We start from the raw sequence: 24,573 nt of genomic DNA, 5'->3' as shown, positions 1-24,573 counted from the left end.
ACTCCAACTTGTCATTGCTATTGTTATATACTCTGCTTGAGTGTTCAAATCTTATTCTTTTTGTAGTATGTTTATTGTAAGCCATAGCTTCAAACCTCCTTGCGTATGGTTTTGCCATTCCATACTACAATCATAGACTGTTTGAAGCTATGGCTTTAATTTTTCACTATTGCATTTAATTTAACAACCAACAAAAACTAATTATCATTATACCTGATTTTTATCTTTGGTTTACTTCTATTTGATATTTCACTAAACTTTTGTATCTCCAACGTTGGTCTTCCCTCATCACTTTTCAGTCTTACAATTACTGTCTTCCCATCTTCTAAATCTCCTACATATGTTATTTGAATATCTCCTTTGTATGTTCCTTCAATTATTTTTACATTCTTCGGCTCCAAATTATAGAAATCTCTTAAAGTATTCTCAAAACCACCACTTTTTTCATAAATACATAATCCGGTAGATTTCTTTTTCTCAACAAATTTAGCGGTCTCAATCAAATCCTCAAGCGTAATCCTCTTCTTAGGTGCTGCTTCTGCTACCTTCCAAATTAAACCTTTTACTCTCTTACTTATATTACCTAACTTCTGTATTAACTTTGCTCCTAATTCTATCGCTTTCTTGCCTAATATAATATCTGCTACTGTTGCTACTATTGTCCCAACTACTATTCCTAACTTCTTTCCATATTCCTTAACTTCTTCATTACATGCTCTGCCACTAAACACTTCTCTTGTATGCTTTATAACATATTCAACAGGTTCTACATACCTATCATATAAACTCTTCAATAATTCCTTTATAACATCACTGTTTAATAATTTCGGTAAAGCTTTTGCTATATCAATAAATGCTCCTATAAACCTAAAACTGATAATATCTCCTAATGCTTTTAATTGTTCCCTTGCAACTTCCCATAAACCCAATCCCAATCCTTGGATTAACAATATGCTCTGTCTTACACTTAGCTCTCCGCTCGGATCTACATATATCAGCGGATTGTTCAAACAATATACATATGGGTTCTGACTTGTAAGCTCGGCTATCTCTCCAAATATCCTGTCCTTGCTTATAAATCTGCCTACCTGCGGTAAATAATATCTTGCTGTGGCATATATATACCCACTCTCTTTATTTTCTGTTAATTTGCTATTGGTATCATATTAAAAATATCAGGGGCTCTCATAAATAATCTGTTTAACAGAGCCCCAAAAATCTTCTGACAAACATGTTGGCCTATTTCCCCTATCCTGTTAACTATAGTTTATCTATATCCTCAATCTCTATCTTAAAATTAGGTCTAAAGTATACCACTACCGGTGACTTCCCTTCACTTCTCTCTATAATCAATCTCTCCATTACCAACTCCCCTTCTTTCCTCTCACTTTCTCCCCTCAATCTTCGCACTCCGTCTATCTCTATATTAAATATCGGCTTCTCAAAATTCTCATAAGTTAAACATAAATCACATATGCCTTCATTTACTGACATGTAAAATGTTAAACAAAACCCTTCTCTATCTCTCTTCCTCCACCAATACTTTTGCTCCTCTTCATTAGCTTCATATGCTTCACTTTCAAACAGGTCTATTAATTCATATACGTTATACTTTATCTTCTGCCCTATATCTGCATCACTCTTCGTTCTCACTTTGTTAATCTCTATCGCAAAATTAGGTTTAAAATATGCTACTACTCCTGCCCTATCCCCTTCCCTTTCTATTATCATCTTCTCACCTTCTTCATCACTCTCTCGCCTTATCTCTTTAACTTCGTATAAATCTAAATCAATTATACCCTTTCCATTAAAACTCAACATTAAAGAACAGTTACCCTCATAAACTGACATGTAAAAGAATATACCCATCCCATATTTATCTCTTATACTCCAATAAAATGTTTCTGCTTTATAATCATCTTCTAGAAATTTTTTTTCACCGAATAATTTAAATAAATCATTAATATCGTAATTAATACACACTACTTTATTCCCCCCCTGGATATGCTGTTATAACATCTCCTCTGCCATTTATAACTACTGTTACATCAGAAGTAGTATATTTCCATGTTCCAGGTTTATCCCCCGGCTGCCTTTTCCCATGCCTTATCGCATTCTCAATCACCATTGGCGGTATACCTCTAGGATCAACGTTTTTCTTCATAAATCTAATATAATCATCTGATCCTGGTTCGTAACCAAGTTCTTCTGTTGCTATTTTGTGATATTTTTGCACTAAAAAATCTCTTACTTCAGGAATATCAGGAGCCATTCTTTCAAGTGCATGTTGTGTATAATAACGTCCGTTAATGTATTTCCCACCATATGGTGGCAAATCCCATAAAACATCATATTTCTTTACTATCTTCCCTAATTTAACTCTGACTCTTTTTCCTGCCTTGCCAAGAACTGATACTAACTTTCCTGCTACCTTGCCAAATACTCCTGTGCCGCCTGTTGCAAAATCACTTATTATCTCTACTATGTTGCAAACGGCTATTCCTAAATATTTTCCATACTCTATTACCTTGCTGTCACATACAACTCCTCTTCCAAATACTTCTGAACTGAGATTTATTAACCTCTCTACAGGCTCTATATACTCCTTAAAATACCCCTCGGCTAATACACTTGCTATGTCACTAAGTCTTATTACACCTTTTATTATACCAACTACTATGTCCTTGAAAAACCCTAAATTCTTTAGCGATAGTTCATCTATTGCTCTTCCCACATTCTGTGCTACTTTATCTATAAATGTCTCTCAAATTAAAATATCTCCTTCATTCCTTTTCCTCATTAAATCGTTCTTTCTTTTCTACCCAATCTTTTTATCTTTGGTTTGCTTTTAGATATTACATCTACAATAAAAGTTGAGGAAAAAATACAATAATGTTTTACTTTTCTCTCAAATTTCTTCCCATTCTCCTCTTCTAACCACCTGATAAACTCTGAATTCTCTACGTTGAAAAAATACTTATCTTCAGGGTCATACTTTTTTGTATTCCAAAATATTAGCCACAATAGCAACCTCCTTTTATTCTCTGTTATCCTTACTGCTTCTATGCCACTCTCAATCGTTACTAACACCCTCTCATTGTAACATTTCTTCCTCTTATAATCTTTAATTTCATTCTCCATCAATATCTCTAATCTATCTCCCTTACATGTTATATCTGTTATACTCATCAATTTCGGATATATACCAATTTTAAACCTCTTATATCTTTCTTTCTCATATTCTAATGACATTTTTGTAAACTCTATTCCTTCTATTACTTTCTCCTCTTCTACTTCTATCATCTTTTCAAACTCCAAAGTTACTATATTCGGTGAAAAACCTAAATATTCTATAACGTAATTCTCTGTTGGGAAAATCCAATGCTCTATATCGCTCGGAAATGGATGACTATCTTGAATTAGCCAATTCACATATCCTGTATCCCTACCCACATACACATTCAGCTTTTCTCCTACTTTAATAGCTTCTCTTGTCCCCAGCTTTTGAGTCAATCTCTCCCTGTTTTGTGTCGCACAATACAGCATTGAATATACCCAAATCGACCATATTTTTAATTCTTCTTCCCCATTCCTCAGTTTTATCAAAAGTTCAGCACCATAATTAAATTCAACAACCTGCCATTTGAACCCTTCACAAAACCAATTCATATTTCTCATCCTTCTTTCTTTTTTTAAACTTTATAGTTATTCAATCCTTTTCTAACAACAAAGAATATATCCTTCCCTGCAATTTACAATAAAAAACTAAGGATGGGGACTGTTAAATCTCATCCAAAACAGCCCCCACTAACTTTCTTTTCCCATTTTCATCTCTTTTTTGTTATTCTCCTTATCCCTATTTTTTTAATCTTTGGTTCGCTCTTCGCAATAACATCCACTACTAACATCGAGGAAAGAATAAAATAATGGTTTACCTCATCCTCAAACTCCCTCCCTCTTTCCTCTTCTAACCACCTGATAAACTCCGAATTCTCTACTTTAAACATGTATCTGCCAGTAAATTCCTTTTTCTTTGCATCATAAACAGTAGGCCCCGATAGTGTTCTGTACCCTTCATCTGCAAATCTCACTGCCTCAATACCACTCTCAAAGGTTATTAATACTTCTTCTTGTAAATAATATCTTTTCTCATCATCTTCTCCTAATGGACTTTCTAGTAATATATCGAGTTTTCCTTTATTAAACACTATGTTTGTAATACTCATATACATTGGAAGTAGTCTATCTTCAAAATATTCCTTGTATTCTTCCTTTTTATACTCCCATGACATATTCGTAAGCTTTATCCCATTTATTATTTTGTTATCATCTACTTTAATATCTTCCTTTTTCAAAGGTGATACCAGCATTCCTGATACATCCAAATATTCTACCACATAGTTCCTAGTTGGTATTATATAATGTTCAATATAATCTGGTTCAAGTATTAGACTATCTTCAACAATCCATTCAATATACCCAGTATTTTTTGCAACATACATATACAGCCCTTCGTTATGATAAATTGGCTCTATTTTTTTTAACTGCTCCATTAGTTTCCTCCTGTTTTCTGTAGCACAATAGAGCACTGAATAATTCCACCCACCAACCCATACGTAAAATTTTCTTTCATCTTGAATTATCTCTATTAAAAGACCATCATCTTCATACCTAACAGCATTACAATTAACCCTTATGTTTAACCAATTCAACTTCATCAACCTTCTTTATTTTTTTATACCTTATAGGACTATTTTACATCTTACTATCATTTTAATCATCATATCTAAATTTTACTATCGTGTCTTTTTCAATTTTACCATTTTCTTCTACTGGCCCTATTATTTCCAATGTAGGTTTACCAAATTTACTATTCACTCTTGCATTTACTGTTATATTATTTTCAATTTCACCAATATATACAATGTTATCACCTGTTTCTTTTATTCTTACATTCCTTGGCCCTAAATTGTAAAAATCTCTCAAAGCACCTTCAAACCCTCCTTCTCTTGCATATTGTGGCACCTTTGAATTACTACCTTTGCCTTTTTTGGGAAGCTTAATCCGTTTTGATTCTTTTATCAAATCCTCAAGCGTAATCCTCTTCTTAGGTGCTGCTTCTGCTACCTTCCAAATTAAACCTTTTACTCTCTTACTTATATTACCTAACTTCTGTATTAACTTTGCTCCTAATTCTATCGCTTTCTTGCCTAATATAATATCTGCTACTGTTGCTACTATTGTCCCAACTACTATTCCTAACTTCTTTCCATATTCCTTAACTTCTTCATTACATGCTCTGCCACTAAACACTTCTCTTGTATGCTTTATAACATATTCAACAGGTTCTACATACCTATCATATAAACTCTTCAATAATTCCTTTATAACATCACTGTTTAATAATTTCGGTAAAGCTTTTGCTATATCAATAAATGCTCCTATAAACCTAAAACTGATAATATCTCCTAATGCTTTTAATTGTTCCCTTGCAACTTCCCATAAACCCAATCCCAATCCTTGGATTAACAATATGCTCTGTCTTACACTTAGCTCTCCGCTCGGATCTACATATATCAGCGGATTGTTCAAACAATATACATATGGGTTCTGACTTGTAAGCTCGGCTATCTCTCCAAATATCCTGTCCTTGCCTATAAATCTGCCTACCTGCGGTAAATAATATCTTGCTGTGGCATATATATACCCACTCTCTTTATTTTCTGTTAATTTGCTATTGGTTCATATTAAAAATATCAGGGGCTCTCATAAATAATCTGTTTAACAGAGCCCCAAAAATCTTCTGACAAACATGTTGGCCTATTTCCCCTATCCTGTTAACTATAGTTTATCTATATCTTCAATCTCTATCTTAAAATTAGGTCTAAAGTATACCACTACCGGCGACTTCCCTTCACTTCTCTCTATAATCAATCTCTCCATTACCAACTCCCCTTCTTTCCTCTCACTTTCTCCCCTCAATCTTCGCACTCCGTCTATCTCTATATTAAATATCGGCTTCTCAAAATTCTCATAAGTTAAACATAAATCACATATGCCTTCATTTACTGACATGTAAAATGTTAAACAAAACCCTTCTCTATCTCTCTTCCTCCACCAATACTTTTGCTCCTCTTCATTAGCTTCATATGCTTCACTTTCAAACAGGTCTATTAATTCATATACGTTATACTTTATCTTCTGCCCTATACCTGCATCACTCTTCGTTCTCACTTTGTTAATCTCTATCGCAAAATTAGGCTTAAAATATGCTACTACTCCTGCCCTATCCCCTTCCCTTTCTATTATCATCTTCTCACCTTCTTCATCACTCTCTCGCCTTATCTCTTTAACTTCGTATAAATCTAAATCAATTATTCCTTTTGTTTCGTTAAAATATAATGATAAACTACAATAAAACTCATAAACAGACATGTAAAAGTATATACCCATCCCATATTTATCTTCTATACTCCAACTAAATAATTGTTCAATATAACTAATCTCATCAAACTCCTTTTTACCGAATAATTTGTATAAATCATTAATATCATAATTAATCTCATACTCAATACCCATTCTCTATTTCCCCCTTATTTTGTGAACTGTTACAACATCTCCTCTCTCATTTACAACTACTTTTACATCAGAAGTTATATAATCCCACGTTCCTGGATTTTTCCCAGGCTGCCTTTTCCCATGCCTTATCGCATTCTCAACCACCATTGGCGGTATACCTCTAGGATTAACTTTGTCCTTCATAAAACCAATATAGTCTTTTGTTCCTGGTTTATAACCACATTCTTCTGTTGCTATTTTGTGATATTTTTGCACTAAAAAATCTCTTACTTCAGGAATATCAGGAGCCATTCTTTCAAGTGCATGTTGTGTATAATAACGTCCGTTAATGTATTTCCCACCATATGGTGGCAAATCCCATAAAACATCATATTTCTTTACTATCTTCCCTAATTTAACTCTGACTCTTTTTCCTGCCTTGCCAAGAACTGATACTAACTTTCCTGCTACCTTGCCAAATACTCCTGTGCCGCCTGTTGCAAAATCACTTATTATCTCTACTATGTTGCAAACGGCTATTCCTAAATATTTTCCATACTCTATTACCTTGCTGTCACATACAACTCCTCTTCCAAATACTTCTGAACTGAGATTTATTAACCTCTCTACAGGCTCTATATACTCCTTAAAATACCCCTCGGCTAATACACTTGCTATGTCACTAAGTCTTATTACACCTTTTATTATACCAACTACTATGTCCTTGAAAAACCCTAAATTCTTTAGCGATAATCCACCTATTGCTTCTACTATCTTCTGCGCTGCTTTCTTTACAAACGACTCGGCAAACGATTTTGCCAACAACAATATCTGTCTTACACTTAGCTCTCCGCTCGGATCTACATATATCAGCGGATTGTTCAAACAATATACATATGGGTTCTGACTTGTAAGCTCGGCTATCTCTCCAAATATCCTGTCCTTGCTTATAAATCTGCCTACCTGCGGTAAATAATATCTTGCTGTTGCATATAAATATCCGCTCTCTTTATCCTCTTTGTATCCTGTAAATCCTATTACATCTAACCCTCTTATTTTCCCTATCTCTACTACTTTTTCCCCAAATTCGCTATATGCTCTATATCCTTCTACTTTGCCTCTCGCATCAACGATTATCTGAGGGCTGAATAAGTCGTCTGTTAGATAATAGTAGCTATATAGTTTTCCTCTCTCTTTTACTTCTGCTCCTATTATACCATTCCCATATATATACTCTTCTTCTGCTCCAAAATTTGTATTAATTGCTACTAAATCGTCATTTTCACTTGTCTCATCATATACATACTCATATTCTGCTCTGTATTTTTTGCTATTTATTAACTCTTCACATCTTTCCTGAATTCTGCTAACTCTTTCTTCATTCAGATACTTCCTGAGTACATCTCTGCTAAATTTTGATAGCTCTACTATTTTACTTACTCTCTTGCCTGATGAATCGTATGTGTACCAACTTTCTATTCCCCATATTGTATTTACCTTTGTAAGCCTTCCCCGAACATCAAATGTATTTCTTACAATCTCTGTCTTGCCAGATTTTATACTTATTAAGTTCCCTTCGCTGTCATATTCCATTTTGATCTCTGGCAGTTTTATGCAGTCAATAAGTCCTGTGGCCTTTATTTCGTATAACCTCTGTTCATCGTCGTATTTATAGTCAATTACATTTGCAAGTATCCTTCCCGCATACTCTTCTTTTCTTACCCTGTTGCCAAGTGTATCGTAAAAATATCTCTCTTCAAACCCATTTTCTCTTTTTACTTTTATAAGTTGATTGCGTGTATCATACTCATAATATACTTTTCCTTCAGTTATTCCTGCTAATTTACCTATCTCTCTTTCGTTTATCCTCTTTTCTGCATAAATTTTGTTCCCGTTTGGATCATACTTGTACAGTATTTCACTTAGTATCTTAGATTTTGAACCGTAATTTGCAAGTCTTGTCAGCTGTGAAACCGCATCATATTCATAAACACTTCTTACTCCATTTGGCAATATCTTTTCTATTAGATTACCTTTAGCATCATACTTGTACTTTGTCTCTTTACCATCAGTTGTAACTTTTATTAACCTGCCAATAGCGTCATATTCGTACTGCACCAATCGACCGTTAGGATATTTTATTGCAGCTTTTTCTCCTCTTTGGGTGTAACTGTACTCAAATGCTCTGCCTTTGTAATCAACTACTTTTGTTACCCTACCCAAAACATCATATTCATACTTTTTGCTTCCTAACCAATCATTTACTTCAACAAGCCTGTCTAAATTATCATACTTGAACTCCACAGTTTTCCCATCTGCATAGGTTATCTTTGAAAGATTGTTCACTGCATCATATTCATACTTTGTAGTGTTGCCGTTCTTATCAACACTTTCAATTAAATTTCCATCTGCATCATAGGTATAAACTTTTACATTGCCTAACGCATCTTGCTCTGATACCAACTGTCCTCTTTTATTGTATTTGTACTTTATTACTATTTCCTTCAACTGCTCCGAATACTTTTCACCCTTTGTTTTGTTCATTCTTTCTCTCGTCTCTTTTGTTACTCCCATAAATTTGTGAATTTCTATTACGTTATCATTTGAATCATAAACAAATATTTCCCGCGCACCATCAGGCGAAATTACCTCTACAAGTCTATCAACAGCATCATATATAAATGTGGTCTTGTTACCCTTTGCATCAATAATTGCGCTCAGTTTTCCTGTTGGCGTATACTCATATCTCTTCGTATTGCCAAGAGCATCTTTTGTCATGACTAATCTGTCACAGTTATCATAGTAATACTCTGTTACCTGACCATTGGCATCAATATATTTCTTCAAATTACCATTTCTATCATATTCAAATCTGTTTGTTGAACCGTCTGCAAAGGTTATCTTGACTAAATTTCCTTTTAAATTGTATTCATAGCGTGTTGTTGCTCCAACCTCGTCAGTTTCAGTGCTAATTAGCCCAAGCGCATTATAGCTGTATTTTACAATGTTCCCTTGTGCATCTTTTTTAGCAACAAGTTCACCTGCTGGATTGTACTCATATTCGGTTACATTTCCCTGCGCATCGATAATTTTCTTTATCTTGCCATCGTAGGTATACTCGAATTTTGTACTTCTGCCTTTCGCGTCAATTTCTTCTATAACTCTGTTAAGAGCATCATAAACATACTTGGTCTCTTTCCCGCTGCTACTTACTACTCTGGTCACATTACCATTAGGGTCGTATTCGTACTTCACAATAAATCCTTCTTCATCTTTCACTGCAACAAGCCTGTTTAAGTTATCATATGAATATTCTATAAAAGTGCCATCCGGTTTTATTATTTTCTTCAAATTCCACATATTATCGTATTCAAATTTTGTCACCCTACCAACCGCATCTGTTATCTCACTTAGCTTGCCAATTTCATTGTACTTGTAAATTGTTTGTCTTCCAAGCTGGTCAATTATTTTTGTCACATTGCCTTTAGCATCATATTCAAATTCTTGAGACGTATTGTCAGGATACTTTATTGAGGATATATAACCTGCTTTTGTCCACGAAAATGCTGTTTTATTACCCTCGGGCTTAATCATCCCAATTAATCTGTTGAAAGTGTCATACTCATAAGTGGTTATACTTCCCAATGGATCTTTTATTTTTGTTACGTTTCCTTTCTCGTCATATTCTAACTCCTGTACTGCTCCATTTGGAAGAATAACCCTTTTAGGAAGACCCTTTTCGTTATATTCTACCTTGGTTTCTCTTCCAACTTCATCTCTTGTTAATATCACGTTGCCTTTATCATCATACTCAAAAGTAATCGCAGTTCCATCGGGATTTTTAATTTTTATTAAATTGTCTCTACTGTCATATTCAAATTGTGTAACAAAGCCAAGAGGATTAATTTCTTTTATTAGGTTGCCTTTTTCATCATATTCGTACCTGTAACTGTTGTTATTCTTGTCAATATAACCAATTATCTGATTGTTGTCGTCAAAGACATACTGAACTTTTCCATCTTCAAATTCCTGTTCGAATATCCTGTATTTGCCATCTTTTTTATAAACAATTTTAGCTCCATTTGGCTGAATATATGTGGTAGTGTGAGCAACATCATCATACATAAATGTGTGCAAGCTACCGTCTGCTGTTTGCTGACTAATTACTCTTCCTTTTTCATCATATACGTTTACTACTTCTGAAACTCCAAGCGGATTTATTATTTTTGTAAGTCTTCCTTTTTCGTCATATTCATATCTGTATTTGTTCCCCTCAACATCTGCAAACCAAATTAACCTGTCCCTATCATAGCCATATTCAACAAAACGCCCATTGTTATCAGTAACTTTTGTCACATATCCATCTGTATTGTAATGGAAGGTTAAATATCCAATCAAAGATTCAATTTTTACAAGTCTACCATCCTCATAAACCAGAGTTGTTTTATTGCTATTTTCATCTTCTATTGCTATTAATTGTCCGTCCAAATTAAAATAGAATTTGACCTCTCCATTGAGTTCAAGTATATAATCGTTCTGGTTTTTAGTGATAAATTTTTTGTTATCAAAAATTGATATATATTTGCTAATATCTTGATTAAAAACAAAATCTTCTGCATGCCCATCACTAAAGAATACTCTTAGTTTTTCACCCACTTTTTTAAGTTTAAAATCAAATGAGTATCTCCAATTATTGCCAAATATACCCTTGTATGAATCAATAGAATTATAAAATCTGCTAAATACTATCTTGTTACTACCCTCAATAGAAATATCATCAGAACTTGTTACAAAATTACCCACCGCTGGATTTACAGGCTCACCTACTAAACAGCTTGTGCCATTCTCAATGGTCTCAATTCCAGTTTGATATAAAAACTGGTCGCCAGCTGGATGGGAGGGTATTTTTATTGTTCTTGATAAAACTTTACCCTCAACATTATCTGCCACAACTGCAACAGAATAAGTCAACGTGGTTTCTTCAGGAAACGGTTCAACGAATACCTTCCACGAAACTAAACGTTCTTCTCCTGGCTTTAAACTGTCAATAGTTTTTTCAGCTTCTTCTTCAATATCAAGTCCGTCAGGTAATACAATCTTTGCTTTTACATTGTTTACCTGGACTTTTGAATTGTTCATTATATAAGCTGTTACAGTAAAAGGATTTGGATAATAATCATTTTCATTTGCTTGAATTTCACTTACAGATGTTAGACTTACCGCTAAAGGTGGTCTCAGTTCCTGTGTAAATTCGCCTATACCATAATATGTTACAAACTCTTTTTCTTCATTAGGAAGAAGAATTTCATTTTCCCAATATATTGCAACAGCACTGTCACCACCATATGAAGTACCATTAGAAAACCTCACATTTGGGTTAACTGTGTAATTCCATGGAGTACGATACAAATTTGACCAGTGAGCAAATTGAACTCTATCTGGTCTATTTCCTTTATCTGTATAAAATATCCCTTGAGTTATTATAGTGGGATTTGTAAGTGTATCAAAGGCTTGATAATATTCGGGTATATTATCACCAGAAAGTTCAATCTCGTTAGTAACTGCTCCAAGCCCTGGTACTCTAAATGGTGCTCCATCGTTACTTCCAAGCATTGTGTCAAGCATTATCCTAAGACCAATATTTTTAGCTTCTGTTGAACTATTTTTTATTTTATACTTTATCTGAACAGTATCTTCTCTTTGAGTTGTGGCACTTTTGACAATAGAAAGCTCTTGAACAATATATACATCATTTGCTACTTGCTGGCACAATGAAGTGGTTCCACTGTATGAAATGGATGAAGGATTGAAAATAAAGTATGAACCATCAATATTGATTGTTGTATAGCTTGACCATGCATCGGGATGCCCATAAAGCATTATTTTACCATCATCATTTGGATTTGAAGGATCACCTTTTCTTGCTCCTATTGTAAAACGGCCCCTTAAATCATTATTTTCTCCACGTAAAAAATACTCTATAAAATCATTTCCAACAAGCTGTGATGCATTTTGAACTGACGCTGACAGAGAAGCTGAGTTTGTGGAAAAAGTAGTTAAGCGCGAGATTGACTTTGTCGACACTTGTGGAGCAAGACTTTTTTTATAATTTTTATATTCCTCCTCGCTCATCTGAAGAAAATTCTGCTGATCAGAAGGAACTGTGCTGACCTGCTGAGCAAAGGCTGTGAGATTAAAAAATACATTAGTGGTTAAAAAAGATAACAAAAGCAGCAATGACACAACTTGTTTTGTTATTTTTTCATTCTATCTTCTCCCCTCGTCTATATAGTATTTTTTGACAATATTATACTTTTAATTTTTCTTAACTGTCAACTATTTTTATAATTTATATCTTAAGTAAGCATTATAAATAAGAAGGTTGGCAAAAACTAATCTTTGCCAACCGCAAAAATGTATACGTTGTTAAAATATATACGTTGTTATATTTTAGTGATAACATCCTTTAAATATTCAAACCCAAGCTTCAATCCCTCTTTTACTTTTTCTTCAGTCCCTTCATACTCTGGGTCTTCATGTTCTATACTCACAACAAAGTTATAGCCGTTTTGTTTTAGCTCTTTCAAAAATGCTTTCCAGTCAATCTCGCCACGACCTGGCATTCTGTACACCCAATATCCCATATCCCATTCATTTTTCCTTTGAATCTGGCTACCAAAAATGGAATATTTATTGAGCTTGTCTTTCAAAATCTGAGTATCCTTTGCATGGACATGGAATATTTTGTCTTTGAACTCTTTTATGACCGAAACAGGGTTAATACCAAGCCAAAGAAGGTGTGACGGGTCAAGGTTCAAACCAAAATTGTCGTAAGGTAGCCTTGAAAACATTTCTTCCCAAAGTTCAGGTGAATATGATATTGTCCCCATCCATCCACCGTTTGGGTTCCAGCCTGGCATAGGACAGTTTTCTATTATAATAGAAACTCCTTTTTCCTTTGCATACTCCAAAATCTCTTTAAACACAATCTCAAACTCATCAAAGTTTTCCTTGATTGTCTTGTTATAGTTTCTCCCAACAAAGGTCCCAACATACTTGACGCCAAGAAGATTTGCTGCATTAATAACCTTTTTTAAATGATCATGGTAAGATTTTCTTATCACAAGGTCAGGGTGCAGGTTGTTGTCATAGTATGCAAGAGAAGAAATTTGCATATTGTTCTGCTCAAAAAGTTTTTTTATTCTTTCTGCTTGGTCTTCTGTAAGATTTGCAACATCCAATGTTGTACCAGAGTAGTCTCTTGTATTTTTTACAGGCCAGCACGCAACCTCCAGCATCTCAAAACCAATGCTTTTTGCCCACACAACAAGATTTTCAAGGCTTTGTTTTGGCAGGCAGGCTGTTAAAAACCCAAGTTTCATTCTATCGTCAGCTCCCCTTTCCATCTTTAGAATTTGGACCAATGCTTAATAATCAATCCTCACAATCTTGCCAGTTTTTGCTGACTCAAAACATGCAAACACAACTTTCATGGTCTTCAAACCTTCTTCTCCAGAAATTCTTGGTGGTGTGTTTGTCAAGATACAATCAATAAATTCGTCTACCACACCTGATTTTGTTTGTCTTTCGTTTGTCTGCATTGTGTCAAGCTCAAAATATGCTTTTTGACCGTTTGCATATCTTATTATCATCGAAAATTTTGGATCTGCGTAAAGTGTAATTGAACCCTTCTCACAGTAGATTACAGTTGAGTTATCCTCACTTCCCGGGTATGTCCATGAAGCTGTGAGCGTTCCAATCGCGCCGCTCTGTGTCTTTAAAATGCAGACTGCATTGTCGTCAACGTCAATTGGCTGGCCATTTGGATACTTCTTGGAAAGAGTTGTAACAAACGCAGCTGTCTCAACAAACTCCTCACCAAGCAAAAATCTCATAAGGTCAATCTTGTGAACGCCAAGGTCGCCCATAGCTCCAAAGCTTGCTGCTTCTTTGTGAAAAAACCATGTATCGGGCCTGTCTGAGCTCCAACTCTCAGGTCCGCCATGACCAAAGGTTGTTTTAAAACTCAGCACTTTCCCAAGCTCACCGCTTTGTATTACCTCTTTTGCCTTTTTGTGGGCTATATTTAACCTTTGGTTGTGAGCAATCATCAAAAACTTACCCATCTCTTTTGCAGTCTCTACCATCATTCTGCACTCATCTTCGGTTGTTGCCATTGGCTTTTCACAAAGAACATGAGCCCCCTCTTTTAACGCTTTTATTGTAGCATCGGCATGAAGATAATTTGGCGTTGCAACCACTACTGCATCAGGTTTTATTTCTTTTAGCATCTTTTCATAATCATCATAGACATTTCCAACTTTAAATTTTTCTGCAATGGCTTTTGCATGGTCTAAATTCTTGTCACATACAGCAACAAGCTCAACATTGGGATTTTGTTTTGCCTCCGGCGCATGCCTGTGCTTTGTGATTGAACCGCATCCGATTATAGCAAGTCTTAGCTTTTTCAATTTTCCCTGCCTCCTTAATTGTGTAATTGATTACATATGATATTATAACTCATAGTGTAATCAATTACAATGGTTTTAAAATAAAAAATAACCTTCTTATGCAGACTCCCTTGTTTTTATTTCATGAGAAAGTATTATTTTTTGTTTTTCAAAAACGCCTGGACTTTCAAGTGCATCAATTAAAATTTGTGCTGCCTTTTCGCCTATTGAATACATAGGCTGTGCAACTGTTGTGATTGAAGGCTCATACAGCCTTGACATCATTATATTGTCAAAACCTGTCACAGAAAACTCATCAGGGACTTTAAGCCCCAGAGCTTTGGCAGCCTTTATTGCCCCAACTGCCATCAAATCTGAAGAACAGGCAATTGCATCATATTTTTTAAGACAGCAAAGATTTTTTAGTTTCTCATAAAGCTCTGTCCAACCATAGCTGCATCTTATGACATTCTCTTCTCTAAACTGAAGTCCATTTTCCTCAAGAGCTTTTCTGTATCCTTCTTTCCTCTCAAATTCAGAAGGAATGTCTTCGTTTCCAATTGCACATAAGATATTCCTTTTACCTTTTTTAATAAGATAATCTACAATGTCGTAAAACGCTTTTTTATGGTCTATTTCTACACATGATGTGTCCAAAAAAGGATAAAACTCACATGCCTGAACAATCCTTCTTGTATCAAGTCCTTTGCAAAAATCAATCTCAACCTTTGCAGATGCAATTATTGCACCATCAACCTGTTTTCTTTCTATAAGCTTTAAATACTCAGCTGCAATTTCAGGACTGTTTTGTGTTGTACAAAGAAGTATACCATAACCATTCTTTCGCGCTGTATCTTCAATGCCTTTTACAACACGTGCAAAATAGTGATTTGCAATTGTAGGAAGCAATACTAATATTAAGTTTGACTTGTCTTTTCTAAAATTTCTTGCAAGAAGGTTAGGCTTAAATCCCAGCTCTTCTATTGCCTTTAAAACCTTCTGTCGCGTCTGTTCAGAGACCTTTTCTGAGTTATTGAGAACCCTTGAAACTGTTGCAACAGAAACACCAGCTCTTTGGGCAACATCTTTGACTGTTGGCATTTTACACCCCCAGATACTTTTACTTCTGTTTTTTATTTTATATCTTTGGCAATATTCTTGCAACATTTGTAATTATTTTGAATTATATTTAAGCAATACTGCAGAGCTACTTTTCTTTTTGGGCTCTTCTTATTCTTATCTTGAAAAAAATCAAAATTGTGCACAAGAGAGTAAAGATTGTAGCAAGCACAAAAGGCAAACTCTTTGAAAAGGTATAACACTGTCCGGCTATTGCACCAACTGGCATTGAAAAAAGAGAAATCAAAAACATTGTAATTGACAGGACATGTGCTCTTCTTTCATCATCAACAGAATTTGCCAAGATAGCATCAACAAATGAATAATATACTGCAGCCCCTATGCTGCCAAGCACTGTTACAATTATCATCAAAATAAAGCCAAATGTCCCAGGAGGTGCAACTAAAATCAATGCATTGGAAACTGTAATTGAAAACATTCCCCAAAAAAGGACAGTATCATGTTTTTGTTCTTTTAAATTTGGAATTAAAAATATTACAAATATGAGAGCTACCGCACTCCACAGTGTTGGAAATACCGAAATTATGCTATCTGGATAATGCAAAGCTTCGCTTAAATATATATTTTTATATGTGTCTCTGAATATCAGGGCAACGTTGCCAAATATTGTTACAAGCACAATCAAAAGAAGCTGTCCGTTTCTGAACATATACTTTAAACTGTCAAACCACTCAGAAAAACCATTATTATTTTTGTCAGAATTTTCCTGTACAAGCTTTTGCCCCACAGAACTCTCAGATGTAACAAGATGTCTTACAACAATTAGTATATTTACTAAAATCCCAAACGCAAGGACTGTCCATTTAGTTGCAGGTATCAAGCCAAACCTTGCAACAAGGACGCCCATCACAGGCGCAAAAAGGTTACCCATATTCCACACAAATACAGTTACAGAATAAATTGCAACTCTTTCGTTTTCGGTTGCATCTTCCATTAAAAGAAGCCGCCATGCAAGTTCAGGAATTCTCATAAGTCCGTTAAAGATGGTAGCAATTAAAAACCATGCAAAATCTTTGGCAAAGAAAAATATATATGCATACACGCACCACGACAGAAAATCGCCAATGAGGAGAACCTTTTTGCGTCCAAACCTGTTCACAAGCATTCCTGCAAAGGGTGATGTGATAAGCATCACCAAGTTCAACACTGTTGACAGCAGTCCTATCTGGTAATCCTTTACTCCAACTCTTGTCATGTAAAGTGAGGAGTAGATGATAAACATAGCATATGGAATAGTAAAAACGGGCTCAAAAAATAGGATCTTTTTAGCGTTTGGATTTATCTCTTTGAATGCTAAAACAATCTGCTGCAGCTGTGCCTTGAACCTTGTCATAAAAATCACCTCGTATGTGTAAAACCGCTATAAATAGCAAAAAATTTAGACTTTGCCACCAATTTTGATATTGTTAATACCTTCCTGTTTTGCACGATTATAAATCTCCTGCAAGTACTCTATTTCTAAATCTTTGTTTCCGCTTACTTTTTCATCTAAAACTTCAGGTGTGTATTTATATGGTTTTATGATATAAAGCCTGCTATATTTTAAAAGCCTTGCAATATTTAATATATCCTCAACTGTATGAAGGTTTTTGTTTACTGTTGTTCTAAATTCATAATCAATATTTGAATTTTTCAATATCTCTATTGATCTTCTGATTTTGTCAACGTCAGAAAAACCTGTGATCTGGGGGTACTTTTCAAGCGGGGCTTTTACGTCCATTGCAACATAGTCAAGAAGCCCAGCATCTAAAAGCCTTTGCAGTACCTCGGGTTTAGAGCCGTTTGTGTCAAGCTTGACAAGAAGATTCTTTTGCTTTATTTTTTTTATAAACTCAGTTAAGTACTCTTCATTTAAGGTTGGTTCCCCACCTGTAATGCAAACAGCGTCAACTATACCTTTTCTTTTGTCCAAATACTCAAAAAAGATGCTGTCATCCATAAACTTTCCTTTGAAGTTTACAAGCTCTGAGTTGTAGCAAAAAGGACACGAAAAATTGCAGCCACCGAAAAAACAAGTAGCTGCAATCTTTTTTGGATAGTCAACGGTTGATATTTTCATAAAATCAACAAGCATATTCTATATCTCCTTTTAAATGTTTTTTGATAGAGTTCAAGCAAAGTGTGCATATTTTATTTTAACTTCTTTTCACCTTTCTTTGCAAACCTCTAATTTTTTAAAAACAAGGAAAAAAGAAAATCTATTCAAGCTTTTTCCTTACCAATTTAATATTTTGCTCATCCTTGCAGTAAAATTCATATTCACAGCCATTGCAATTTCTATCTAAAGAATCTTCAATAAGCTCAAGTACATCCTTTCTGGTTCTGATATTTCTTATTTTTTTTATCACATCAATTACATTTTCAAGGTGTTCATCTTTTTGCTCATAGTCAAACTTTTTCCCTTCTCTTAACCAGAAGATGGAAGAAAAAATCTTTTTGGAAGGAAATCTCTCTTTCATGGCTTTTGTGTAAATGAAAAGCTGGGGAATGTAAATATTGAATTTTGTATCATCAAAATGAAGGTTTGTTTTAAAATCAACAAGTAAAACTTCATCTTCAAGATGGTACACCTTGTCAATTATGCCATATATCATTTGATTGCTAAGTTTAAAATAAAACGGGAGTTCGCTTTCTTCTTTTATCACTTTATCTTTGATTTCTTTTACAAACTGGCTTTCAAAAAAGTTTAAAATAAGCTCTTTCACAATCTTTTCATCCTCAAAGTTATTTTCAAGCACGGCTAAGGCAATGTTGCTATCTAAGCTTTGAATATTTTTCAAGCTTGTGAGCTCTAAAACTCTGTGCACTGTGGTGCCAAGTACTTTTGCGTTCTGTTGTATCTCCTCTCTTGAACTCAGCTCATCAAAAACTGGAAGACCCATGATGTACTTTAACGAAAACATGGCAGGGCATCTTTTAAAATCCATTATGTGTGAGGGTGACAAAAACTTAAACCTATTTTCAAACTCGTCAGGCAGAATCATTAGAGGTAATACACTGCTAATTGTATTTTTCTGTTTACAAGTAAAATCATTAGATAGATCTTCTTCAGTGTCTTTTATCTCCACAACTTCTTTTTCAATTCCAATCTCTTCTGCCTTTGCGAGAATGTAATTCAAACCCACCTCTTCACCAAACGACTTTACTCCTCCTCTTTTCTTTATAGCTTCTCTTAAGCTTGAGTTTATCATGAAAAGCCCTGCCATCGGTCTTGTTATGGCAACATAAAAAAGCCTTTTAAGTTCTTCTTTTTCCTGCTGTTTTGATATATTCTTTATTCTTGTGTATTCTTTTTCCATCCAAAAAGGAGCAATTATATATTCTCTTGTGCTTGTGTCATAAGAACCTCTCAGTTTTGGACTTCTGCCCGGAAAGTACCCTGTACTTTCGCAAAGTCCGACCAAAAACACTATTGGAAAGCTGAGTCCTTTTGCTGAATGTATGCTAAGCAATACTGCGCTGTCATTAAAAGAAGAAAAGCTCGAAAACCTTTCGCCTTGATAATTTACAAAACTGCAAAGGTCTTCTATCGAAAAGCTTTTGCTCTCTTCTGCCAAGTCATAAAAAAGTCTGACATTTTCGTATGCACACTTGCCAAAAAACTTGTAGACCTTGTAGCTATATTCGAACATGTCTTCAAACTCATACAAAATCTCTGAAATCTTTTTGACAAACAGGTTATCACGCTGTTTTGCAATGAACTTTAAAACATCTTCTGGAACATAACATTCTATTTTGCTCATCTCGCAAAAGAGAAGCGTGAATCTGTCCACTTTAAATATGTCATTTGCAAGAAGTCTCAAGTACCCAGATTTTTTGTCTGGATATTGCAAAATCTCAAGAAGGCCCAAAAGCGGCACTATCTCTTTTTGTTCCAAAAGCCCTCTTTTGAAGTTAATATCAAGTGGAACATCATAATCCTCAAACACCCTTTTGTAAATATGAGCAATGTTTTGAATTTTTCGCGACAGAACTGCAAAGTCAGAGTATTTCACCTTTCTTTTTGGCTTGCCACCCACACTTATCTCAAAACCACTTTCAACCATCTTTTTTATCTTTTTTGCAACATAAATAGCTTCATTTTGAATAATCTCTTCTCTTGTTGGATTTACAATCTCCACAACCTTTAAAAATCCGTCAGCTTGATGCTTATAAGAAAGTGGTTTGTAGTTTGGAAAAAGCATGCTGCTTATCATATCTATCTTTTTGCCAAGCTCAGAGTTTGTTCTAAAGTTTTCACAGAGCTCTAAAACCTGGCTGCAGCTTTCCATTGCTTCATCAAAAACCTCTGGCTCTGCACCCTGAAAACGGTAAATGGACTGTTTTTTGTCTCCAACATAATAAATGTTTTCAGCTATATTTTCAAAGATTGATTTTTGTAAAAAGTTTGAATCTTGAAACTCGTCAACAATCAAGAATTTAAATCTGCTCTTTACATCTCTATTTACTTCTGGAATGCTTAAAAGTTCAAAGGTCCTATGCAAAACCAAATCGTATGTGAGTTCTTTTAAAAACTGGTCATTTAACCTGTCTGATAAGTAATCGAAAACATGAAACATTTCATCTTCAAGGTGGCAAGCTTTTTCAACATACTTTGCTGAATTAAAATACTCCTGTACAATACTTTCTGCGAAGTGAAAATACTCTTCAATGAAAAACCTCTCATGTGACAGTTTCCACAAAGTTTCAGGATAAACTGAAAGATAATGGTCCACAAGCTTTAGTATTAGCCTATTCTGTTCAGGGACAATTTTAAAGTTTGTGTCAACCTTCGCCCATGCCCAGTAAAATCTTAAAAGATACATACAAAATGAGTGTATGGTTTTAATATGAGAGTTTTGAATCTTTGAAATTGTGAGCAAATCAAGCCCTCTTTGTTTTGCTTTTGAGATTATTCTGTTTTTAAGCTCTCTTGCTGCCTTTTCTGTATACGTTATGCAGACAATTTCACTTGGCAAAGCTTTTTGGGAATTTATGAGGTCTATATAAAGGTTTGCTATACTTTCTGTCTTGCCACAGCCAGCAGAAGCAGTATATATGATTATATTGCTCATCTTTCGACCATCCCTCTAACTTTTTGTTTTTAAAACAGAATACAAACATGGCTGTACTCACATGACACACAGTTTTTAAAAGACTGCTCCTTTTGGTAAGTTTCAATATTAGAAAGCTTTTGTATTTTTTCTTTTATATCATTTAAAATCTGTTCATTTAACTTGTCCAAAGGGGCATGAGTAATTTCATAAATATCAAATCGTGGCTCTTCGAAAAGATAAATAACCGCAATCTTATCAAGCTCAAAGATGTAAGTTGCAAGCCAAATTTTATCAATACCTTCATTTTTAGACTCACGCCTTGCCTTTACAAAACCAAATATTTCCTCATCATCCACTTTGACGACAAAATTTGGAAATAGCTGAAGTTCAATACCTTCAACCATCTTTTTTATTACAAGCACTCTTTCTTTCATATTTTGAGGGATAAATTCTTCGACACCATATTCAATCATTCTCTCTACAATCTCTAAGGATATCTGGATGATGTCCAAAGCTGCAAGTTTTTTCACAGGTTCATTGTGGGTATATCGAATGTTTGAAATCAAAAAACCAAGAACTTCTTCGGGCAATTTGCCTAAAAGCATCTTTTGGATACATGAAAACAAAAGCTGCAGATTTGACAAAAAGTGTTTCTCTTCTTTTTCTATTTCATCAATGTCAAACTTTTTAAATGCAAACTTTAACGGACAACTTTCAAGTTCGATAAGTTCCCTATCTTTTATATGGAAAATCTCGGGAACCTGTGAAGTTTTGCAAGTTTTCTCAGTATCCTTTGCATTTACATTTTTTATAAACTTATACTCCCTGTATGTCAGCTTATCGTCACTTGGCATGTAGCTTTTCAAAACAGATACTTCTTCAATACCTTCTAACTCCAAAAATGGGCTCTTGTTTGTCTCTGTTTGGTAGTAACGAGGATATGACATATACACATCATAGGAGTTTAAAACGCTTCTAAAGTGCACAAGGTCTTTTTGGAATATGTAGTCAAAATCCTTTATCTCATCAAGCATAAGCTCTTCTTTTAATCTCATGTTTCGTAAAAATCCTTCAGAATTTGAGCGTGGCAAAATATCATCTGAAAGCCCAATCAGATAAACTTTTTGATAATCAGCGCCCAGAACATCCTGAATGCTGAGAACATTAATGCCGCTTAAAATATTAATCGAAACGTCAACCATCTTCTGAGAAAGAATTGTTTTAAAAATATCCAAAAACTCTTCAAAAGTAAAATCAGAGTCAAATTCTTTAAAATCTTCCTGGCCTTTTTTGAATATCTCATTCAAATGATAAAAAGCCTTTACAAATTCAATGTCATTTACAAATTCGGCATGTTTTGTTATTCCTAATCTCTCAAAAACTTTTCTAGTATTTTCAAGCCAGTTGCTAAATGGTTTTGGCAATCTATCATATTCATTTTTTATTCTCTTTAGTCTATTGAAAACCCGCTGAACCTTTGTGAGGTTTTCAATCACATCTTCAAATGCATATAAATTTGCAAAAAACTCCAGCTCTTCAAGCACTAATTCTATCTGCTCAAACTCTAGAATACTAATATCTTTTATCTTTGAAAACAAAATCTCAAAGTCTGCATTTTCTGTGTTCAAAAATCTATGCGATATTATCCTTTCAAAATTCTTTTTATCAAACTCTCCACCTAAAAACTCTAAAAGCTCTAAAACAAACCTGATAAATCCAAATTCTATAAGGCTTTTCTGATAACTCAGATTTACAGGCAGCATCTCCTCAGAAAATGTTTGTACAAGAGCATCTCTATACCTTTCCATACTTGGCAGTATAATTGCTATCTTGTCAAAATTTACTCTCTTCTCAGCCACATCTTTTTTAATCTCTTTCACAAGAGCGTTTATTTCAAGGATTATATTTGGATAGGAAAACACTTTAAGCTGAGAAGATTTTGAGTTAAAATCCCATTTTGAACCTTGCTCCTTCATTCCAAATACCAGGTCAAACCCAAGCGATTCTAAAAACTTGGCAGTTTCTATGCAGATCTCAATATCATCAAAAAATGGCATGAAAACTTCTATATCAGTTATTTTCTCCGCAACAAGCCTTAGTATCCTTTTTTGGTCGCATCTAAAATCTGGAAAAAATGCTATCTTAGCAGCATTATAGTTTTTAAGTTCAAGTTTGTGTTCTTCAAGAAATTTTATAGCTAAATCCTGAAGATAGGAAAAGTTCACAAGGTTGTTTTGGTCAAGGTATTCCTTGTACTTTTCAAAAAGTTCTTTTATAAAACTATAATTTTCAGCTACTTCAAAAATTTCCCGAGAATAGTCTTTTGACTCTAAAAACATCAAATTCAAAAGGTATATGACCTGGCTTGTAAACTCATATGTCAAAACATTTTCAAAGCTTGTCTTCCCTTTGAAAATACTTTTGAGAAGATGAAATATAATTAAAACTTCTTGATCCCTTGTGATTACTCTCCGTGTCTTTAGCACCTCATTTTTGCCAGGGGTTATTAAATCATCAAATGTAAATATATCAATATCAAAAAGAACTCCGTTTTTCTTAACAAGCCTTTCTTTGAGTTTATTTATAACAAAGCGTCGAGGAAGAATTATAAGTTCATAAGGCTTTGCATCATCAAAAAGGCTTAAATTAAGTTTTTGCAAAAGGTATGCTTTTTTCATTTTTGAGGTTTCTCCTCTCTATAACTTACATTTTTTAATTTATTTAACTTTTTCTTCTTCTGAGAGGTTTACCTTTTGTTCTATTTTTGAAAGTTTGTTTCGCAAATTTTGCTCTTCTACATTTATAAAATCATTCAATTTTACAATTTGTCCTTTTGTAGTTTGTTGTCTTTTTGCAATTTACTAATATTTTATCACAAGGGTAATATTTTTTATCTCATTTGTAACTATTTTTACTCTTCAGTGGTCATATCTTTTTTTGTTCAACAACTTTTTTAATTTACCATAAACTCTATGTCAAAATACATTGAAATATGTCGAATAGAATGAAAACTTATTGTAGTAACCTTATCTCCAATTTTTAGCACTCTCTTTGATTTTATGAAAGACTAGAATGTTTTCTGGTTTTGGATAGTATGTATAATTTGACATTTAACGGAAATTTACCATTATCATGCTGAAAAATTTTCTTACTCTTATTTGTATAATCTGGCAACATCATAAGGCTGCTTGGATTGTTTTCTATTAAATTTTTGTTTCGATATTGACAAAAATTTAATCTATTTAAAAAACAAAAGTTGTCCTACGCAAAATATTGTTTAAAGCAACTTTTTTATTTCATGGTAAGGAATTAAGATTGTGTTTTATTAATTCAAGTTGATGTTTTCTAAACGTAAACCCAACAATTCTTAATATTAGCACAAAGCAAAT

13 protein-coding genes and 2 pseudogenes are annotated in these 24,573 nt (G+C 34.1%); all 15 read right to left on the bottom strand.

All coding sequences use genetic code 11. From position 1 onward, the window contains the following. Positions 1–197: 197 nt before the first annotated feature. Positions 198–1,127, bottom strand: a pseudogene (locus tag ATHE_RS14065) (RHS repeat-associated core domain-containing protein); the annotation flags it as partial. 133 nt (positions 1,128–1,260) lie between these two features. After that, positions 1,261–1,983, bottom strand: coding sequence for a hypothetical protein (locus ATHE_RS01710; RefSeq protein ID WP_015906953.1), 723 nt, complete (start codon positions 1,981–1,983; stop codon positions 1,261–1,263). A 4-nt stretch (positions 1,984–1,987) separates the two neighbouring features. Next, on the bottom strand, positions 1,988–2,734 hold the full coding sequence (locus tag ATHE_RS14185) for a hypothetical protein (RefSeq protein ID WP_015906952.1): 747 nt from the start codon (positions 2,732–2,734) through the stop codon (positions 1,988–1,990). A gap of 65 nt (positions 2,735–2,799) precedes the next feature. Continuing rightward, positions 2,800–3,669 carry a hypothetical protein gene (locus tag ATHE_RS01700; protein WP_015906951.1) on the bottom strand — a complete coding sequence of 290 codons (870 nt, stop codon included), beginning with the start codon at positions 3,667–3,669 and terminating at the stop codon, positions 2,800–2,802. Positions 3,670–3,827: 158 nt separating this feature from the next. Next, the gene (locus ATHE_RS01695) at positions 3,828–4,712 is read right to left on the bottom strand and encodes a hypothetical protein (RefSeq protein ID WP_015906950.1); all 885 of its coding nucleotides are present in this window, start codon (positions 4,710–4,712) and stop codon (positions 3,828–3,830) included. A gap of 61 nt (positions 4,713–4,773) precedes the next feature. Beyond that, positions 4,774–5,709 (bottom strand): annotated as a pseudogene (locus ATHE_RS01690) (RHS repeat-associated core domain-containing protein); the annotation flags it as partial. 132 nt (positions 5,710–5,841) lie between these two features. Further along, entirely contained in the window at positions 5,842–6,579 is a 738-nt protein-coding gene (locus ATHE_RS01685) for a hypothetical protein (RefSeq protein ID WP_015906948.1), read from the bottom strand. 3 nt (positions 6,580–6,582) lie between these two features. Then, on the bottom strand, positions 6,583–12,690 hold the full coding sequence (locus ATHE_RS01680) for an RHS repeat-associated core domain-containing protein (RefSeq protein WP_015906947.1): 6,108 nt from the start codon (positions 12,688–12,690) through the stop codon (positions 6,583–6,585). Positions 12,691–13,001: 311 nt separating this feature from the next. Further along, the gene (locus ATHE_RS01675) at positions 13,002–13,940 is read right to left on the bottom strand and encodes a sugar phosphate isomerase/epimerase family protein (RefSeq protein ID WP_015906946.1); all 939 of its coding nucleotides are present in this window, start codon (positions 13,938–13,940) and stop codon (positions 13,002–13,004) included. Between the two features lie 45 nt (positions 13,941–13,985). Then, positions 13,986–15,029: a Gfo/Idh/MocA family protein gene (locus ATHE_RS01670; RefSeq protein ID WP_015906945.1), complete on the bottom strand. Its 1,044-nt coding sequence runs from the start codon at positions 15,027–15,029 to the stop codon at positions 13,986–13,988. Positions 15,030–15,125: 96 nt separating this feature from the next. Next, positions 15,126–16,109 (bottom strand): LacI family DNA-binding transcriptional regulator, encoded by a 984-nt coding sequence (locus ATHE_RS01665; protein WP_015906944.1) that lies wholly within the window; start codon positions 16,107–16,109, stop codon positions 15,126–15,128. 106 nt (positions 16,110–16,215) lie between these two features. Beyond that, entirely contained in the window at positions 16,216–17,481 is a 1,266-nt protein-coding gene (locus tag ATHE_RS01660; RefSeq protein ID WP_015906943.1) for an MFS transporter, read from the bottom strand. Between the two features lie 45 nt (positions 17,482–17,526). Then, positions 17,527–18,222, bottom strand: coding sequence for an anaerobic ribonucleoside-triphosphate reductase activating protein (locus tag ATHE_RS01655; protein ID WP_015906942.1), 696 nt, complete (start codon positions 18,220–18,222; stop codon positions 17,527–17,529). A gap of 124 nt (positions 18,223–18,346) precedes the next feature. Beyond that, on the bottom strand, positions 18,347–21,202 hold the full coding sequence (locus tag ATHE_RS01650; protein ID WP_015906941.1) for a UvrD-helicase domain-containing protein: 2,856 nt from the start codon (positions 21,200–21,202) through the stop codon (positions 18,347–18,349). Between the two features lie 29 nt (positions 21,203–21,231). Beyond that, a complete protein-coding gene (locus ATHE_RS01645) occupies positions 21,232–23,862 on the bottom strand; it encodes a 3'-5' exonuclease (protein WP_015906940.1) in 2,631 nt (876 codons plus the stop codon). Between the last annotated feature and the right edge of the window lie 711 nt (positions 23,863–24,573).

It is taken from the genome of Caldicellulosiruptor bescii DSM 6725, from assembly GCF_000022325.1.
Lineage (GTDB): Bacteria > Bacillota > Thermoanaerobacteria > Caldicellulosiruptorales > Caldicellulosiruptoraceae > Caldicellulosiruptor > Caldicellulosiruptor bescii.
The sequence above is the reverse complement of the archived record's forward strand: the minus strand, read 5'-3'. Positions and strand labels throughout refer to the sequence as shown.

Excerpts from the sequence above, each read along its gene's own strand:
- ATHE_RS01700 (WP_015906951.1), bottom strand. The coding sequence starts at position 3,669 with ATGAATTGGTTTTGTGAAGGGTTCAAATGGCAGGTTGTTGAATTTAAT.
- ATHE_RS01685 (WP_015906948.1), bottom strand. The coding sequence starts at position 6,579 with ATGGGTATTGAGTATGAGATTAATTATGATATTAATGATTTATACAAA.
- ATHE_RS01680 (WP_015906947.1), bottom strand. The coding sequence starts at position 12,690 with ATGAGCGAGGAGGAATATAAAAATTATAAAAAAAGTCTTGCTCCACAA.
- ATHE_RS01675 (WP_015906946.1), bottom strand. The coding sequence starts at position 13,940 with ATGAAACTTGGGTTTTTAACAGCCTGCCTGCCAAAACAAAGCCTTGAA.
- ATHE_RS01665 (WP_015906944.1), bottom strand. The coding sequence starts at position 16,109 with ATGCCAACAGTCAAAGATGTTGCCCAAAGAGCTGGTGTTTCTGTTGCA.
- ATHE_RS01660 (WP_015906943.1), bottom strand. The coding sequence starts at position 17,481 with ATGACAAGGTTCAAGGCACAGCTGCAGCAGATTGTTTTAGCATTCAAA.
- ATHE_RS01655 (WP_015906942.1), bottom strand. The coding sequence starts at position 18,222 with ATGCTTGTTGATTTTATGAAAATATCAACCGTTGACTATCCAAAAAAG.
- ATHE_RS01650 (WP_015906941.1), bottom strand. The coding sequence starts at position 21,202 with ATGAGCAATATAATCATATATACTGCTTCTGCTGGCTGTGGCAAGACA.
- ATHE_RS01645 (WP_015906940.1), bottom strand. The coding sequence starts at position 23,862 with ATGAAAAAAGCATACCTTTTGCAAAAACTTAATTTAAGCCTTTTTGAT.